Source organism: Actinocatenispora comari (assembly GCF_017312725.1).
Lineage (GTDB): Bacteria > Actinomycetota > Actinomycetes > Mycobacteriales > Micromonosporaceae > Actinocatenispora > Actinocatenispora comari.
Genome location: NZ_BOPO01000028.1, coordinates 26104 through 42409 on the forward strand (window position 1 = coordinate 26104; position 16306 = coordinate 42409).

The following is a 16306-nucleotide window of genomic DNA, read 5'->3' on the forward strand; positions in this document are numbered from 1 at the left end:
ACGTCGAGAGAATCCTGACGTACGACTCGACTTAGACGTTACTCGGAAGTTAACTTGTTCGCGTCACTACCGGCTCCGCGGCCTCCAGGGCACCGGCGGATCGCCGAGTCCGGGCCACATCGAGGCTGCGCCGGCCGTACCACGGCCGCAGCGGTGACCACGTCGGGAAGGAAGTACGCGTGGGCGTCGAGGTGCAGATCGACGGGCTGACGAAGTCCTTCGGTCGGCAGAACATCTGGGCGGACGTCAGCTTCACGCTGCCCGAGGGCGAGATCTCCGTGCTGCTCGGTCCGTCGGGTACCGGCAAGTCGGTGTTCCTGAAGACGTTGGTCGGGCTGTTGCGGCCGGACCGCGGGCACATCTGGATCGAGGGCAAGGACCTGCCCGAGCTGTCCGAGCGCGACCTGTACGAGGTGCGCAAGCTGTTCGGGGTGCTGTTCCAGGACGGCGCGCTGTTCGGCTCGATGAACCTGTACGACAACGTCGCGTTCCCGCTGCGCGAGCACACCCGCAAGTCGGAGTCCGCGGTGCGTGACATCGTGATGGAGAAGCTCGACCTGGTCGGGCTCGCCGGCGACGAGAAGAAGCTGCCGGGCGAGATCTCCGGCGGGATGCGCAAGCGGGCCGGGCTGGCCCGGGCGCTGGTGCTGGAGCCGGAGATCATCCTGTTCGACGAGCCCGACTCGGGCCTCGACCCGGTGCGCACCACCCTGCTGAACCACCTGATCGTCGATCTCAACCAGCAGACGGGCGCGACGTTCCTGATCGTCACGCACGACATCAACACCGCTCGGACGGTGCCGGACAACATCGGCCTGATCTATCGGCGGCACCTGGCCATGTTCGGCCCGCGGGAGATGCTGCTGTCCAGCGAGGAGCCGGTGGTCCGGCAGTTCCTGAACGCGCAGCGGCACGGGCCGATCGGGATGGCCGAGGAGAAGGACGCGAGCGAGCTGGAGGCCGAGGCCGCGGCCGGCATCGAGCTGCCGATGCTGCCGCCGATCCCGCTGCAGATGCAGCCGACCGACGGTCGGCCGCGCGCCGCGGAGCGCATCCCGGGCGAGTGGTGCCGGACCAACGGGGTGATCCCGCCGGTCGGTTCGTTCGCGCCGGCGCCGGGGCAGCCGACGACGGTGCCCGCCCAGGGTGGCGTGAGCGAGTGGGCCGGGCCGGATCGCGTCGATCCGCACGCCGACACCGTCGTCATCGAACGGAGGGACGGCGGTGCCTGAGCGCGGAGCCGACACCAGGAGGGTGGGTGCGCGGTGAGCAACCCGGTCGCCGGCGCCCTGCGGCAGTCCGGTTCGTTCTTCGCGTACTGCCTGGACTGCCTGCTTGCCATCCCGCGCCGGCCGTTCCAGCTGCGCGAGATGATCCAGCAGGCGTGGTTCGTCTCCAGCGTGTCGATCCTGCCGACAGCGCTGGTGGCGATCCCGTTCGGCGCGGTGATCTCGCTCCAGCTCGGCACCCTGACCAGCCAGCTCGGCGCCCAGTCGTACACCGGGGCGGCGAGCGTGCTCGCGGTGGTGCGGGAGGCCGGGCCGATCGTGACGGCGCTGCTGATCGCCGGGGCGGGTGGGTCGGCGATCTGCGCCGACCTCGGTGCCCGGAAGATCCGGGAAGAGCTGGACGCGATGGAGGTGCTGGGCATCGACCCGGTGCAGCGGCTGGTGGTGCCCCGGATCATCGCCTGCATGATCGTCGCGCTGCTGCTCAACGGCCTGGTCAGCGTCGTGGGCGTGGCCGGCGGGTACTTCTTCAACGTGGTGCTGCAGGGCGGTACCCCGGGGGCCTACCTGGCGAGTTTCCAGGCGCTGGGGCAGATCCAGGACCTGATCGCCGGTGAGTTCAAGGCGGTGGTGTTCGGCGCGATGGCGGCGTTGATCGCCTGCTACAAGGGGATGACGGCGAAGGGCGGGCCGAAGGGTGTCGGCGACGCGGTGAACCAGAGCGTGGTCATCAGCTTCATGCTGCTGTTCGCGGTGAATTTCGTGATGACCTCGATCTACTTCCAGATCGTTCCGCAGAAGGGCACCTGATGGCGTCGGTGAGCGATCTGTATCGCAAGCCGCTGGGGTTCCTGGACGACCTCGGCGGCCAGATGTCGTTCTACCTGCGCGCGTTCGCGTGGGCGCCGCGCACCGTCCGGCGGTACAAGCGGGAGGTGCTGCGGCTGCTCGCGGAGGTGTCGTTCGGTTCCGGTGCGCTCGCGGTGATCGGCGGCACCGTGGGCGTGATCGTCGCGATGACGTTCTTCACCGGGACCGAGGTCGGCCTGCAGGGGTACGAGGCGCTCAACCAGATCGGTTCGTCCGCGTTCACCGGCTTCATCTCCGCGTACTTCAACACGCGGGAGATCTCGCCGCTGGTGGCCGGGATCGCCCTGTCGGCGACGGTGGGGTGTGGTTTCACCGCGCAGCTGGGTGCGATGCGGATCAACGAGGAGGTCGACGCGCTCGAAGTGATGGGGCTGCCGTCGCTGCCGTTCCTCGTCACCACCCGGATGATCGCCGGGCTGATCGCGGTGATCCCGCTGTACGTGATCGGGCTGCTGGCGAGCTACCTCGCCACCCGCGAGATGGTCACGCTCTACTTCGGGCAGTCGTCCGGCACCTACGACTACTACTTCCACCTGTTCCTACCGCCCGAGGATGTGCTGTGGTCGTTCGGCAAGGTGCTGGTGTTCAGCGTCATCGTGGTGCTGATCCACTGCTACCACGGGTACAACGCGTCGGGCGGCCCGGCCGGCGTCGGGATGGCGGTGGGCCGCGCGGTGCGTTCCTCGCTGGTGGCGATCAACGTGGTCGACTTCTTCCTCAGCCTGGCGATCTGGGGCGCCACCACGACCGTACGGATATCCGGGTGAGGCGCCGGTGTCGGTGACCAGGGTTTCGGACGTGCTGCGGCGCCGGTTGCTCGGCGTCGGGTTCATCGTGCTCGTCGCCGCGCTGCTGGCCGCGGCGGTCGGCGCGTACCAGAAGGTGTTCACCCCGGCGGTGTGGGTGACGGTGACGGCCGACCACACCGGGCTGCAGGTGGACCGGAACGCCGACGTGAAGCTGCGCGGCGTCGTCGTCGGCCAGGTCCGCGACATCTCCGCGAACGGCGAACGGGCGAAGCTGCGGCTGGCGCTCGACCCCGGCTCGGTACCGCGGATCCCGTCGAACGTGACCGCCACGATGCTGCCCAAGACGCTGTTCGGCGAGAAGTACGTGTCGCTGGACGCGCCGGCGCGCCCGTCGGCCCGGGCGATCACCGCCGGTACGGTCGTGCACCAGGACCGGTCGGCGCAGGCGGTCGAGCTGGAGCGGGTGCTGGATCGCGCGTTGCCGCTGCTCAAGGCGGTACCGCCGGAGAAGGTCTCGGCCACGCTGACGGCGCTGGCGGCGGCGCTGCGCGGGCGCGGCGACCAGCTCGGCGACACGCTGGTCACGCTGGACCGGTACCTGAAGACGTTGAACGCGAACATGCCGACGATCCAGTCGGACATCCGCAAGCTGTCCGACGTGCTCGACACCTACACCGGCGCGCTGCCGGACCTGATGGCGATCCTGCGCAACCTGACGGTCACCTCGTCGACCGTGGCCGAGCAGCGCCAGCAGCTGGCGGACTTCTGGGCCGACACGACCGGGCTGGCCGACACCGCGACGCCGTTCCTGCAGCGGCACGAGGGCCGGCTGATCCAGCTCGGCCAGGTCAGTCGGCCGCTGCTGGACGTGCTCGCCGAGTACTCGCCGGAGTACCCGTGCCTGACCGCCGGCGCGGTGAAGCTGCAGAAGAACATCGAGGGGGCGTTCGACACCGGCCGCCTGCACATCACGCTGGAGATCACCAAGGACTCGGGCAAGTACATCGCCGGCGACGAACCGGCGAACCTGTCGGACACCGGGCCCAACTGCCGCGGCCTGCCGAACCCGGCGGTGCCGTACCCGGGTGGCACCGTCGCCGACGGCTACCAGCACGGCGCGTCGCACCCCGGCGGCGTGCTCACCGGCGGCGGCGACCCGGGTACCAGCGGCCTCGGTCTCGGCGGCATCGGTGGCGGCAGCGGCGTGGACATGGGCTACGCCGGTACGAGCGCGGAGCAGTCGGTGGTCAACCCGCTGGTCGCGGCGGCCACCGGTCGCAACGTCACCGACCTGGGCGGCATCGACGACCTGCTCTGGGGCCCACTGCTGCGTGGATCGGTGGTGAGTGTGAAGTGAGCGAGCGTCCGCGAGCGAACCATGGGCATGGCGCGACGTGGTGCCTCGTGAGTGTTCCGACGAAGGAGGAACGCTCATGAGTGGTCGGAGCAGCAGCCGGAGCGTGGCGCCGGCGCTGATCAAGCTGATCGTGTTCGCCGTGGTCACGGTGCTGCTGACCGGGGTGCTGGCGACGACGCTCGGTTCGCTGGGCTGGTTCGGCGGCACCCGGTACAAGGCGCAGTTCACCGACGTGACCGGCCTGCTCAAGGGCGACGACGTGCGCATCGCCGGCGTCAAGGTGGGCCAGGTCAAGGACATCTCGCTGGTGCACGGCAAGACCGCGCAGGTGTCGTTCACCGTCGACGACACGGTGACGATGCCGAAGTCGGTACGGGCGAAGATCCGGTACCGCAACCTGATCGGCCAGCGCTACGTCGAGCTCACCGAGGGCACCGGCGACACCGCGAAGCTGCCGGCCGGCAGCACCATCCCGCTGTCGCACACCGCACCGGCGCTCGACCTGACCGCGCTGTTCAACGGCTTCCAGCCGCTGTTCGCCGGGCTGTCGCCGAAGGACGTCAACAAGTTCGCGTACGAGATCATCCAGGTGCTGCAGGGCGAGGGCGGCACCGTGAACGACCTGCTGGCCCGCACCGCGTCGCTGACCAACACGCTGGCCGACCGGGACAAGGTGATCGGCCAGGTGATCGACAACCTGAACAAGGTGCTCGCGACGCTGAACGCGCGGGACGACAAGCTGTCCGACATCATCTCGTCGTTGCAGGACTTCGTCTCCGGGCTGTCCGCGGACCGCAAGAACATCGGCGACTCGATCCAGAACCTGGGCGACCTCGCCGGTACCACCGCGGATCTGGTCAAGGACGGTCGGCCGGCGCTGAAGGACGACATCAAGCAGCTGCGTTCGCTCGCGACCAACCTCAACGCCAACACCGGCGTGATCGAGGGGACGCTGGCCCGGCTGCCGGTGCGCACCGCGGCGCTGACCCGGACCGCGTCGTACGGGTCCTGGTTCAACTTCTACATGTGCAACTTCGACGGCACCGTGAACGTGCCGGGCATCGGCAACGTGAACCCGGCGACGGTGTCGGCGACCGCGGCCCGCTGCACCTCGCCCGGATCGAGCGGGGGTGGCAAGTGAAGCCGTTCCGGCAGCGCAACCACCTGGTCATCGGGATGGCCGGGATCGCGGTCATCGTGCTCGGCGTGCTCGCCGCGTTCAACGCCGACAAGCTGCCGGTGATCGGCGGCGGCGACAAGTACTCGGCCGAGTTCACCGACGCGAGCGGTCTGGCCACCGACAACGAGGTACGCATCGCCGGGGTCAAGGTCGGCAAGGTGACCGGGATCGACCTGACCCACCACGACGGCAAGCCGGCGGTACGGGTCGACTTCCGGGTCGACCGCGGCGTCTCGTTCGGTACCAGGACCGAGGCGACGATCCGGATCAAGACGGTGCTGGGGCAGAAGTTCCTCGGCCTCGATCCGGCCGGGCCGGGCGCCATGCAGCCCGGCCAGCAAATCCCACGCTCCCGCACGTCGTCCCCGTTCGACGTGGTCGAGGCGGTGAACGGGCTGGCCGACACCGTCGACAAGATCGACACGAAGCAGCTGGCGAAGGCGTTCGACACGCTGTCCGCGACGCTGGAGGACACCGCGCCGAACGTGAAGGGTTCGATCCACGGCCTGTCCCGGCTGTCGCGTACCGTCGCCAGCCGCGACGACGCGCTGCGCCAGCTGCTGCGCCGGGCCCGCGGTGTCACCCAGGTGCTGGCCAACCGGGACAAGCAGTTCCAGCAACTGCTGACCGACGGCAACAAGCTGCTCAAGGAGGTCAAGGCGCGCCGGGACGCGATCCACCAGCTGCTGGTGAGCACCGACGAGCTGGCCAAGCAGCTGTCCGGGCTGGTCGAGGACAACCAGAAGCAGCTCAATCCGGCGCTCAAGCAGTTGCGCCAGGTGGTGCAGGTGTTGCAGAACAACCGCGACAACCTGACCAAGAGCATTCAGAACATGGCGCCGTTCCTGAACGCGTTCACCAACGTGCTGGGCAACGGCCGCTGGTTCGACTCGTACATGGACGCGCTGCTCCAGCCGTACACGGTGGGTGCGCCGCCGGCTCGCCCGCAGGGCGGCGACCGGGCCGGCTCCGCGGCCACCCAGACCGGCAGCCAGGGCGGTAGCGGCAAGAGCGACCAGGGCGGCTCGGCGACGCCGAAGTCCACCCCGTCGGCCGGTGCGACGCCGCCCGGCGGCGCGTCACCGTCGCCCGGCGGCGCACCGTCACCGTCCACGACCGCGAGCCCGGGTAGGTGAGGGCGATGATGGTGCGCAGCCACCGGGACAGCCGATCGCTGGGCGTGTTCCGCAGCCGCCTCGGCGTCGGCCTGGCCGTCGCCGTCGTCGCGGTGCTCGGTACCGCGGTCGGGTTGGCGGTGTGGCGGATGGGCCCGCCGCAGAAGACGCTGACCGCGTACTTCAGCCAGTCGGTCGGCATCTACGCCAACTCCGACGTCCGGGTGATGGGCGTCAAGATCGGTCACGTCACCGCGGTCCGGCCGCGCGGCCGCACGGTCGCGGTCAGCATGACCTACGACGCGGACTACAAGATTCCGGCGAAGGCCAAGGCGGTCATCGTGCCGCCGAGCATCGTCGGCGACCGGTACGTGCAGCTCACGCCCGGCTACGTCGGCGGCTCGGTGATGTCCACCGGCGCCGTGCTGCGCGGCGACCGGGCGGTCGTGCCGCTGGAACTCGACGACGTGTACAAGGCGCTGAACAACCTCAGCGTCGCGGTCGGCCCGAACGGCGCCAACAAGAACGGTTCGCTGAACAACCTGATCCGGACCGGCGCGAAGAACCTCAAGGGCAACGGCAAGGACCTCAACCAGACGCTGCGCGACCTGGCCGCCGCGCTGGACACGGTGTCCGACGGCCGGCAGGACCTGTTCGGCACGGTCGTCAACCTGCAGAAGTTCACCACCGCGCTGGCCGAGAGCGACGGCGCGGTCCGTGAGTTCAACAAGCAGCTGGCGGACGTGTCGGAGCAGCTGTCCGACGAGCGGGACGACCTGGCCACGGCGCTGAAGGACCTCGGTACCGCGCTCAAGCAGGTCGCCACGTTCGTCAAGACCAACCGCAAGGAACTGACCGACAACGTGGACGCGCTGACCGACATCACCGGCGTGCTGGTCAAGCAGCAGAAGTCGATCATCGACGTGCTCGACCTGGCGCCGACCGCGCTGTCCAACCTGAACCTCGCGTACAACGCGCGCTCCGGCACTCTGGACACCCGCGACGACATCATCGGCCCGTACGATCCGGCGTCGTACGTGTGCTCGCTGGTGACCCACCTGGTACCGGTCAAGCAGGTACCGGTCGCCTGCTTCGAACTGGCCGCGTTCCTGGCCAAGGCCGGTTCGCCGCTGACGACCGAGCTCAAGCACCTGCTGAACCTGCTGCCGATCCCGGGCCTGAACCTCGGCGCGATCATCCAGCCGGACCCGGACGGCACCACCGGCGGTACCGACCGGGTCGGCCAGAAGCCGGTCGACGGCGAGACGACGCCGCAGGGCGACCAGTCCGGCAGCGTGGCGGCCGACCCGACCCTCGGCGGCATCCTCGGAGGTGGTGGCAAGTGAGGACCAGCATCCGCCGCCTGGTGCCGGCGCTGCTCGGCCTGGTGCTGCTGGCCGGCTGCGGCTCGCAGGGGCTGTCCGGGGTGCAGCTGCCCGGCGGCGCGGGCGGCGACGGCTACCGGTTGACGATCGAGTTCGGCAACGTGCTCGACCTGGTCCCGCAGGCGGCCGTGAAGAGCAACGACGTGACGGTCGGCAGCGTCCGGTCGGTGCGCCGCAAGGGCTGGCACGCGCAGGTCGAGGTACAGGTCGACCGGAACGTCGAGCTGCCGGCCAACGCGGTCGCCTCGATCCGGCAGACCAGCCTGCTGGGTGAGAAGTTCGTCGACCTGGACGCGCCCACCGACAAACCGGCGACCGGCCGGCTGCGCGCCGGTGCCACCATCCCGCTGTCCCGGACCAGCCGCAACGTCGAGGCCGAGGAGGTACTCGGCGCGATGTCGTTGCTGCTCAACGGCGGCAGCCTGGAGAAGCTGAAGACGATCAACGACGAGGTCGCGAAGGTCTTCGACGGCCGGGAGCCCGACGTCCGGGACACGCTGAAGCAGCTGGACACGTTCGTCGGCGGGCTGGACGACCAGAAGAAGCAGATCGTGCGCGCCATCAACGCGCTGAACACGTTCTCCAGCCAGGTCGCGAAGCAGAAGAACACCGTCGCGAAGGCGGTCGACGCGCTCGATCCCGGGCTGAAGGTGCTGGACGACCAGAAGAAGCAGCTGATCGACATGCTCGCCGCGGTCAAGAAGCTCGGCACCGTCGGTACCCGGGTGGTCAAGGAGAGCCGCCAGGACCTGCTGGCGAACCTGAAGTCGCTGCAGCCGACGCTGACCCAGCTGGTGAAGTCCGGCGACAACCTGCCGAAGTCGGTCGACCAGCTGCTGACCTACCCGTTCCCGCCGAACGTGGGCGGCGCGATCGTCGGCGACTACGTCAACCTGCACCTGACCGTCGACCTCAACGTCACCGACATCCTGTCCAACCTGCTGACCAGTACCCCGGTCGGCGACCAGAAGGGCAAGGTCGCCGACCAGAACGGCCCGGTACGGGACCCGAACAAGACGGGGTCGAAGTCGACCACCGCCCAGCCCGGGCCGACCGACGACAAGGGCCGCCAGCTGCCGGCGGGCGAGTCGAATCCACGGCAGGGCGACCTGCTCAGCATCCTGCTGGGAGGGCTGACCGGATGACCCCGCGCAGCGTCAAGATCAAGGTGCTGGCCTTCGTACTGGTCAGCGTGCTCGGCATCTGCTACGTCGCGGTCCGCTACGTCGGGGTCGGCGCCGCGCTGCTGGGCAACACGTACGAGCTGGCCGCCGACTTCACCAACGCCGGCGGCATCTTCACCAACGCCTCGGTGACCTACCGCGGCAGCCCGATCGGCAAGGTGACCTCGGTCGACCTGACCGCCAAGCAGGTACGGGTGACGATGCGCATCGACCGCGACGTGAAGGTCCCGCGCGACCTGCGCGCCGTGGTCACCGACCGTTCCGCCGTCGGCGAGCAGTACCTGGACCTGCGCCCGAACACCGCCTCCGGCCCGTACCTGGCGCCCGGCGACGTGATCCCGGCCAGCGAGACCGGCATCCCGCTGCCCACCGAGACGCTGCTGACCAACCTGGACAAGCTGGTCGGTTCGGTCGACACGAAGGACCTGCAGGTGGTGGTGAACGAGCTCGGCGCGGCGTTCCAGGGCAGCGAGGGGTCGCTGCAGCAGATCATCGACTCCAGCGACAAGATCCTCGCCACCGCCAACCAGGACCTGCCGCAGACCGTGAAGCTGCTGCAGGACGGCCAGACGGTGCTCACCACGCAGCAGGCCAGCGCGGCCGAGATCCGCCGCTGGGCCAAGGGGCTCGCCGACCTGACCCACACCCTGCGCACCTCCGACGCCGACCTGCGTAAGGTGATCGCGAACGCGCCACCCGCGGCCAAGCAGGTCTCCGGCCTGCTGCGCGACGTCGACCCGAACATCGGGATGCTGCTCGGCAACCTGATCACCGTCGGCGGCATCGCCACCCGCCGGCTGCCCGGCATCAAACAGATCCTGGTGGTGTACCCGCTGGACATCGCCGGCGGTTTCACCGTGACGCCCGGCGACGGTACCGCCCACTTCGGGCTGGTGCTCGACGTCGACGATCCGGCCCCCTGCCAGTACATTCGCACCGGTGTGAAGGCGGCCTGCACCGACTCGGAGCGGGCCGGCGGCTCGGAGGTACGCGGCAGCCAGAACGCACCGCGGCCCACCGGCCCGGAAATCACCCCGGTACCCGAAGGGTCCGGCGCGCTGCCGCCCGGCAGCTCGACGTCCGGTTCGACCGGCGGGGGGTCCGTCGACGGCGCCACCACCAAGCCCGGCGCCGACCTCGCCGGGTACGACCCGTCGACCGGGCTGGTGCTCGGCCCGGACGGGCAGCCACTACAGTTCGGCGGCACCGGCGGCCAGTACCAGTTGGCCGGCGACCAGTCCTGGAAGCAACTGCTGCTCACCGGGCTGGAACCGTGATCGGAACGGAGCGCACCACGCGATGAGCAAGGCCTCGACGTCGACGAAGTCGGCCAGCCGGGACGCGCCGACCAGCTCGGCCGCCCGGGGCAGGAAGTCCAACTCCGGATCCAGGCGCGGCTCGGCCAAGGGCAAGCCTGCGGACGAGACCGGGACCGCCACCGCGGAGTCGACCACGGCGAAGTCGGCGGAACCGGCCGAGCGGGACACGAACGCGACGAAGCGGGGCTCGAAGCGCGGGCCGGAGGAGCCCACCAGCTCCGCCGCGGACGGCCGGCGGAAGCCGTGGCAGCCGGTCACCGGTGCGTTCGGGCGCGGCTGGCGGTCGCTCGTCGCGACCCGGGTCGCGGTCGTCGTCCTCGCGGTGATCCTCGCCGGGGCGCTCGGCGCCGGTGGCTACGCCGGCTGGAAGCACTACCAGCACCGCCAGGACGAGCAGGCCCGCAATGCGGCGGTGTCGGCGGCGAAGACCACGGTCAGCAACTTCATGAGCATCAGCACCAAGACCGTCGACCACGACCTGAACCGGGTGCTGGCCGGCGCCACCGGCGACTTCAAGACCCAGTTCAAGAACGGCATGGGGCAGACGAAGACCGCGGTGGTGGAGAACAAGGTCACCGCGAAGGCGCACGTACTGTGGGCCGGCGTCGTCTCCAGCAAGCGCCGCTCGGCGACCGTACTGGTGGCGATGGACGCCACCGTCAGGAACACCAACGCGCCCAAGGGCCGGCTCGCGCACTACCGGGTCAAGGTGACCATGGCCGAGCAGAACGGCAAATGGCTGGTGTCGGAGCTCCAGTTCGTCTGATCAACCGCTGCACGCTACGGAGGAAGTCCCGCGATGGCCCGTTTCATCCCACGGACGCTGCGCGGCCAGATGCCGGCCAAGGACGGCACCCCGCGCCGCCCGACCCGCCGCCGGCCCGGTACGCCCCGTAGCCAGTCGCCCCGTACCACCGACGACCAGCGGTACGACGAGCTCCCGGCCGCGGACCACGCCGAGCGGCCCGCCGCCGATCCGTCGACCGACGAGCCACGCACTGGTGCGCCGTCGACCGACGACGAGTCGTTCCCGCCCGGCCCGATCGCCGTCGAGCCCAGCGCCCCCGAGCCCAGCGACCCCGCGCCCGGTGACCCCGAGCCCGGTCGGTCCGCGGACGCCTACTCCGGCGCGGCCGAGCCGGGGCAGAGCAGGTCGAACGGCGACGGGTCCGGTCGGCCCGACGGGGGGCGTCGGCCCAGCCCCCGCCCACGGTCGGGCCGGGCCGCGACGGCCGGGAAGGACGCGGCCGCGGACCGGACGACCCGGCGCCGGCCGTCCCCGCGGCCCACGCCGGCCCGGACGTCCGACGACCCGGACCGGGAGACCGACGCCGACGAGGCGACGTCGGCACGGTCCGAGAAGGCGAAGCCGAGCCGGCCGCCGGTGAAGGCGCCGGCGCGGCCCAGCTCCGGCAGTCGTGGCGGGAAGAAGCAGAGTCGCGGCAAGCCGGGCAGGTCCGGCAAGTCCGGCAAGGCGGCGCTGGCCCGTCGCCGCCGGGCCGAACGCTCGCTCAAGCGCACCCATCGGGCCGTTGCGATCCTCGGCCTGCTCGCGGTGCTCGCGCTCGCCGCCGGCGGCGGCGCCTGGTGGCTGCACCTGCGGGACGACGCCGTCGGCCAGGCCCGCGACGACGCGGTCTCCGCCGCCCAGGCCGCCGCACCGGCACTGCTCTCGTACGACTACCGGACGTTCGACGCGAGCGTGCGGCGGGCGAAGCCGTACCTGGGTGGCAGCTTCGCGAAGAAGTACGCCAAGACGACGGCGTCGCTGAAGCACTACGCGGTGAAGCAGAAGGCGATCCTCACCGCACGGGTGTCCGCCACCAGCGTGGTGTCCGCCCAGGCCGACGAGGTCGTGCTGCTGCTCTACGTCGATCAGTACAAGCAGAACACCACGATCACCGGCCAGAAGGTCGACCAGAACCGGGTGGTGCTGACCATGACCCCGATCGCCGGCAAGTGGAAGGTGACGAAGGTCACGGCGATCTGACGGCGAGTCCGAGCCCCATCGGGGTAGGAGTCGTGGTTGCAGTCGGCTTTCGCCGCTCTACCGACGGTTGTCTGGTTCGGTGATTCGGGTTTCCGGGCATGTTGACCGCGTGCCAGCCCTTGACGACCCAGTGGTATCCGGGCACGCTGATCCCTAGCTGCCTCTGCATCGCGCGGAAGCCGGCCGAACGAGAGTTGGTGTTGTGCTCGGAGGCGTCTCCTCCAGGGCGCGGTTGGCGCCGGCCACGGCCTGGCCTGGACAGCGGTGGGCCGTTCGGCTACACTGCTAGTTTGCGCTGCCTTCCAACATCGAGCTCGCCGAAATTGTCTGATTGACCCTGTCTTGGGGTCCTGTTTGGGCGGTTTTTGGGGAGTCGTTTGGGGTGCGCGCGAAACGGCCGTCGCTGACAGGTCCTCGGAAGGACGCATCTTGGCAGCTTCCCGCCCTGCGAAGACCCTGACCACGAGTGCATACGCTCCCCGCCGAGTCTCCTTCGGCAGGATCACCGAACACCTTGAGGTGCCCAACCTCCTGGCCATCCAGACCGAGTCGTTCGACTGGCTGGTGGGCAACGAGGCTTGGCGCGCTCGCAGTGCCGATGACTCCGCCGCTCGGAGTGGACTCGCGGAGATCCTGGAGGAGATCAGTCCCATCGAGGACTTCTCCGGCACTATGTCGCTTTCCTTCTCGAACCCCCGGTTCGACGAGGTGAAGGCGTCGATCGAAGAATGTAAGGAGAAGGACCTCACCTACTGCGCGCCGCTGTTCGTCACCGCGGAGTTCATCAACCACACGACTGGCGAGATCAAGAGCCAGACCGTGTTCATGGGTGACTTCCCGATGATGACGAGCAAGGGCACGTTCATCGTCAACGGCACCGAGCGTGTCGTCGTGTCTCAGTTGGTCCGCTCGCCGGGTGTCTACTTCGACAAGCAGCCCGACAAGACGTCCGACCGTGACGTCTCCAGCGTGAAGGTCATCCCGAGCCGGGGTGCCTGGCTGGAGTTCGACATCGACAAGCGCGACACCGCCGGTGTGCGCATCGACCGCAAGCGTCGCCAGGCCGTCACGGTCCTGCTCAAGGCCATCGGTTGGTCGAACGAGCAGATCCGGGAGCGGTTCAGCTGGTCCGAGATCATGCTGGCCACCCTGGAGAAGGACCACATCGGCAGCCAGGACGAGGCGCTGCTGGACATCTACCGCAAGCTGCGGCCGGGTGAGCCGCCGACGCGGGAGAACGCGCAGACGCTGCTCGACAACCTCTTCTTCAACCCGAAGCGGTACGACCTCGCCAAGGTCGGTCGCTACAAGGTGGACAAGAAGCTGGAGCTCGACACGCCCATCACCACCGGGGTGCTGACCGAGGACGACATCGTCTCCACCATCGAGTACCTGTGCCGCCTGCACACTGGCGAGGACGGGTACGACCCGGACGACATCGACCACTTCGGCAACCGTCGGCTGCGCACCGTCGGCGAGCTCATCCAGAACCAGGTCCGTGTCGGCCTGTCCCGGATGGAGCGCGTCGTGCGGGAGCGCATGACCACGCAGGACGTCGAGGCGATCACGCCGCAGACCCTGATCAACATCCGGCCGGTGGTGGCCGCGATCAAGGAGTTCTTCGGCACCAGCCAGCTCTCCCAGTTCATGGACCAGGCCAACCCGCTCACGGGTCTGACCCACCGCCGGCGGCTGTCGGCGCTGGGCCCGGGCGGTCTGTCCCGGGACCGGGCGGGCATGGAGGTCCGTGACGTCCACCCGTCGCACTACGGCCGGATGTGCCCGATCGAGACGCCGGAAGGCCCGAACATCGGCCTGATCGGCGCGCTGTCCGCGTTCGCGCGGGTCAACGCGTTCGGCTTCATCGAGACGCCGTACCGGAAGGTGACCGACGGCAAGGTCTCCGACGACGTGCAGTACCTGACCGCCGACGAGGAGGACAGGTACGTCATCGCGCAGGCCAACGCGCCGCTCGCGGAGGACGGTTCGTTCACCGAGAGCACCGTGCTGGTCCGTCGTAAGGGCGGCGAGTTCGAGGCCGTCGCGCCGGGGGTCGTCGACTACATCGACGTCTCGCCGCGGCAGATGGTCTCCGTCGCCACCGCGATGATCCCGTTCCTGGAGCACGACGACGCGAACCGCGCCCTGATGGGTGCGAACATGCAGCGTCAGGCGGTGCCGCTGATCAAGGCGGAGTCGCCGTTCGTCGGTACCGGGATGGAATACCGCGCCGCGGTCGACGCCGGTGACGTCGTCGTCGCCGAGGAGCCCGGTGTCGTCGAGGACCTGTGCGCCGACTACGTGACGGTGCACCAGGACGACGGCCACCGCCGCACCTACCTGCTGCACAAGTTCCGCCGCTCCAACGCCGGTACCTGCATCAACCAGAGCCCGGTGGTCGACGAGGGGCAGCGGGTCGAGGCGGGCCAGGTGATCGCCGACGGGCCGTGCACCGACGAAGGTGAGATGGCGCTCGGCAAGAACCTGCTGGTCGCGTTCATGCCGTGGGAGGGCTACAACTACGAGGACGCGATCATCCTCTCGCAGCGCATCGTGCAGGAGGACGTGCTCTCCTCGATCCATATCGAGGAGCACGAGGTCGACGCCCGCGACACCAAGCTGGGTCCGGAGGAGATCACCCGGGACATCCCGAACGTCTCCGAGGAGATGCTGGCCGACCTCGACGAGCGGGGCATCATCCGCATCGGCGCCGAGGTCCGGGACGGCGACATCCTGGTCGGCAAGGTCACCCCGAAGGGCGAGACCGAGCTGACCCCGGAGGAGCGGCTGCTGCGCGCGATCTTCGGGGAGAAGGCCCGGGAGGTCCGGGACACCTCGCTGAAGGTGCCGCACGGCGAGTCCGGCACGGTGATCGGGGTCCGCACGTTCAGCCGGGAGGACGGCGACGAGCTGTCCCCGGGCGTGAACGAGCTGGTCCGGGTGTACGTCGCCCAGAAGCGCAAGATCCAGGACGGCGACAAGCTCGCCGGGCGCCACGGCAACAAGGGCGTCATCTCCAAGATCCTGCCGCTGGAGGACATGCCGTTCCTGGAGGACGGCACCCCGGTCGACATCGTGCTGAACCCGCTCGGCGTGCCGAGCCGGATGAACGTCGGACAGGTGCTGGAGACCCACCTCGGCTGGCTGGCCAAGAACGGCTGGAAGCTGAAGGTCGACGACACCCCGTGGAAGCAGTCGCTCGCCTCGATCGGCGCCGACTCGTCCGAGCCGGACACGAACCTGGCCACGCCGGTGTTCGACGGCGCGCACGAGGAGGAGATCGCCGGCATGCTGGAGGCGTCGCTCCCGAACCGGGACGGCACCCAGCTGATCGGGCGCACCGGCAAGGCGAAGCTGTTCGACGGTCGTTCCGGCGAGCCGTTCCCGTCGCCGATCGCGGTCGGCTACATGTACATCATCAAGCTGAACCACCTGGTGGACGACAAGATCCACGCCCGCTCCACCGGCCCGTACTCGATGATCACCCAGCAGCCGCTGGGTGGTAAGGCGCAGTTCGGTGGCCAGCGGTTCGGCGAGATGGAGTGCTGGGCCATGCAGGCCTACGGCGCGGCCTACGCGCTGCAGGAGCTGCTGACGATCAAGTCCGACGACGTGGTCGGCCGCGTCAAGGTGTACGAGGCGATCGTCAAGGGCGAGAACATCCCCGAACCGGGCATCCCGGAGTCGTTCAAGGTCCTGCTCAAGGAGCTGCAGTCGCTGTGCCTCAACGTCGAGGTGCTCTCCAGCGACGGCAGCACCCTGGAGATGAAGGACAGCGACGACGAGGTGTTCCGCGCCGCGGAGGAACTCGGTATCGACCTGTCCCGGCACGAGCCGAGCAGCGTCGAAGAGGTCTGAGTGGTTGTACCGGGGCGCTGCGGCGCCCCGGTACCCCGACGACAGCGGCCGATACCACCGGCCGGGCGGC

At 69.3% G+C, this 16306-nt stretch carries 12 protein-coding genes; all 12 read left to right on the top strand.

Features of this window, described 5'->3' with window-relative positions; genetic code table 11:
- Positions 1–179 precede the first annotated feature (179 nt).
- Positions 180–1232, top strand: coding sequence for an ABC transporter ATP-binding protein (locus tag NUM_RS09945; RefSeq protein WP_207124512.1), 1053 nt, complete (start codon positions 180–182; stop codon positions 1230–1232).
- 33 nt (positions 1233–1265) lie between these two features.
- Positions 1266–2039, top strand: coding sequence for an MlaE family ABC transporter permease (locus tag NUM_RS09950; protein ID WP_207124513.1), 774 nt, complete (start codon positions 1266–1268; stop codon positions 2037–2039).
- Positions 2040–2047: 8 nt separating this feature from the next.
- Entirely contained in the window at positions 2048–2866 is an 819-nt protein-coding gene (locus NUM_RS09955) for an MlaE family ABC transporter permease (protein ID WP_263975119.1), read from the top strand.
- A 13-nt stretch (positions 2867–2879) separates the two neighbouring features.
- A complete protein-coding gene (locus tag NUM_RS09960; RefSeq protein ID WP_207124515.1) occupies positions 2880–4205 on the top strand; it encodes an MCE family protein in 1326 nt (441 codons plus the stop codon).
- Positions 4206–4281: 76 nt separating this feature from the next.
- Positions 4282–5346: an MCE family protein gene (locus NUM_RS09965; RefSeq protein WP_207124516.1), complete on the top strand. Its 1065-nt coding sequence runs from the start codon at positions 4282–4284 to the stop codon at positions 5344–5346.
- The gene (locus tag NUM_RS09970) at positions 5343–6521 is read left to right on the top strand and encodes an MlaD family protein (RefSeq protein WP_225918472.1); all 1179 of its coding nucleotides are present in this window, start codon (positions 5343–5345) and stop codon (positions 6519–6521) included. Before NUM_RS09965 ends, NUM_RS09970 begins: the two co-directional genes overlap by 4 nt.
- A 5-nt stretch (positions 6522–6526) precedes the next feature.
- Positions 6527–7846 carry an MCE family protein gene (locus tag NUM_RS09975; protein WP_207124517.1) on the top strand — a complete coding sequence of 440 codons (1320 nt, stop codon included), beginning with the start codon at positions 6527–6529 and terminating at the stop codon, positions 7844–7846.
- Positions 7843–9030: an MCE family protein gene (locus tag NUM_RS09980; protein WP_207124518.1), complete on the top strand. Its 1188-nt coding sequence runs from the start codon at positions 7843–7845 to the stop codon at positions 9028–9030. Before NUM_RS09975 ends, NUM_RS09980 begins: the two co-directional genes overlap by 4 nt.
- Positions 9027–10346: an MCE family protein gene (locus tag NUM_RS09985; protein WP_207124519.1), complete on the top strand. Its 1320-nt coding sequence runs from the start codon at positions 9027–9029 to the stop codon at positions 10344–10346. Before NUM_RS09980 ends, NUM_RS09985 begins: the two co-directional genes overlap by 4 nt.
- 22 nt (positions 10347–10368) lie before the next feature.
- The gene (locus NUM_RS09990; RefSeq protein WP_207124520.1) at positions 10369–11154 is read left to right on the top strand and encodes a hypothetical protein; all 786 of its coding nucleotides are present in this window, start codon (positions 10369–10371) and stop codon (positions 11152–11154) included.
- A 33-nt stretch (positions 11155–11187) separates the two neighbouring features.
- Positions 11188–12378: a hypothetical protein gene (locus tag NUM_RS09995; RefSeq protein WP_207124521.1), complete on the top strand. Its 1191-nt coding sequence runs from the start codon at positions 11188–11190 to the stop codon at positions 12376–12378.
- 429 nt (positions 12379–12807) lie between these two features.
- Positions 12808–16236 (top strand): DNA-directed RNA polymerase subunit beta, encoded by a 3429-nt coding sequence (gene rpoB / locus NUM_RS10000; RefSeq protein ID WP_207124522.1) that lies wholly within the window; start codon positions 12808–12810, stop codon positions 16234–16236.
- Positions 16237–16306 lie beyond the last annotated feature (70 nt).

Excerpts from the sequence above, each read along its gene's own strand:
- NUM_RS09975 (WP_207124517.1), top strand. The coding sequence starts at position 6,527 with ATGATGGTGCGCAGCCACCGGGACAGCCGATCGCTGGGCGTGTTCCGC.
- NUM_RS09965 (WP_207124516.1), top strand. The coding sequence starts at position 4,282 with ATGAGTGGTCGGAGCAGCAGCCGGAGCGTGGCGCCGGCGCTGATCAAG.
- NUM_RS09995 (WP_207124521.1), top strand. The coding sequence starts at position 11,188 with ATGGCCCGTTTCATCCCACGGACGCTGCGCGGCCAGATGCCGGCCAAG.
- NUM_RS09985 (WP_207124519.1), top strand. The coding sequence starts at position 9,027 with ATGACCCCGCGCAGCGTCAAGATCAAGGTGCTGGCCTTCGTACTGGTC.
- NUM_RS09990 (WP_207124520.1), top strand. The coding sequence starts at position 10,369 with ATGAGCAAGGCCTCGACGTCGACGAAGTCGGCCAGCCGGGACGCGCCG.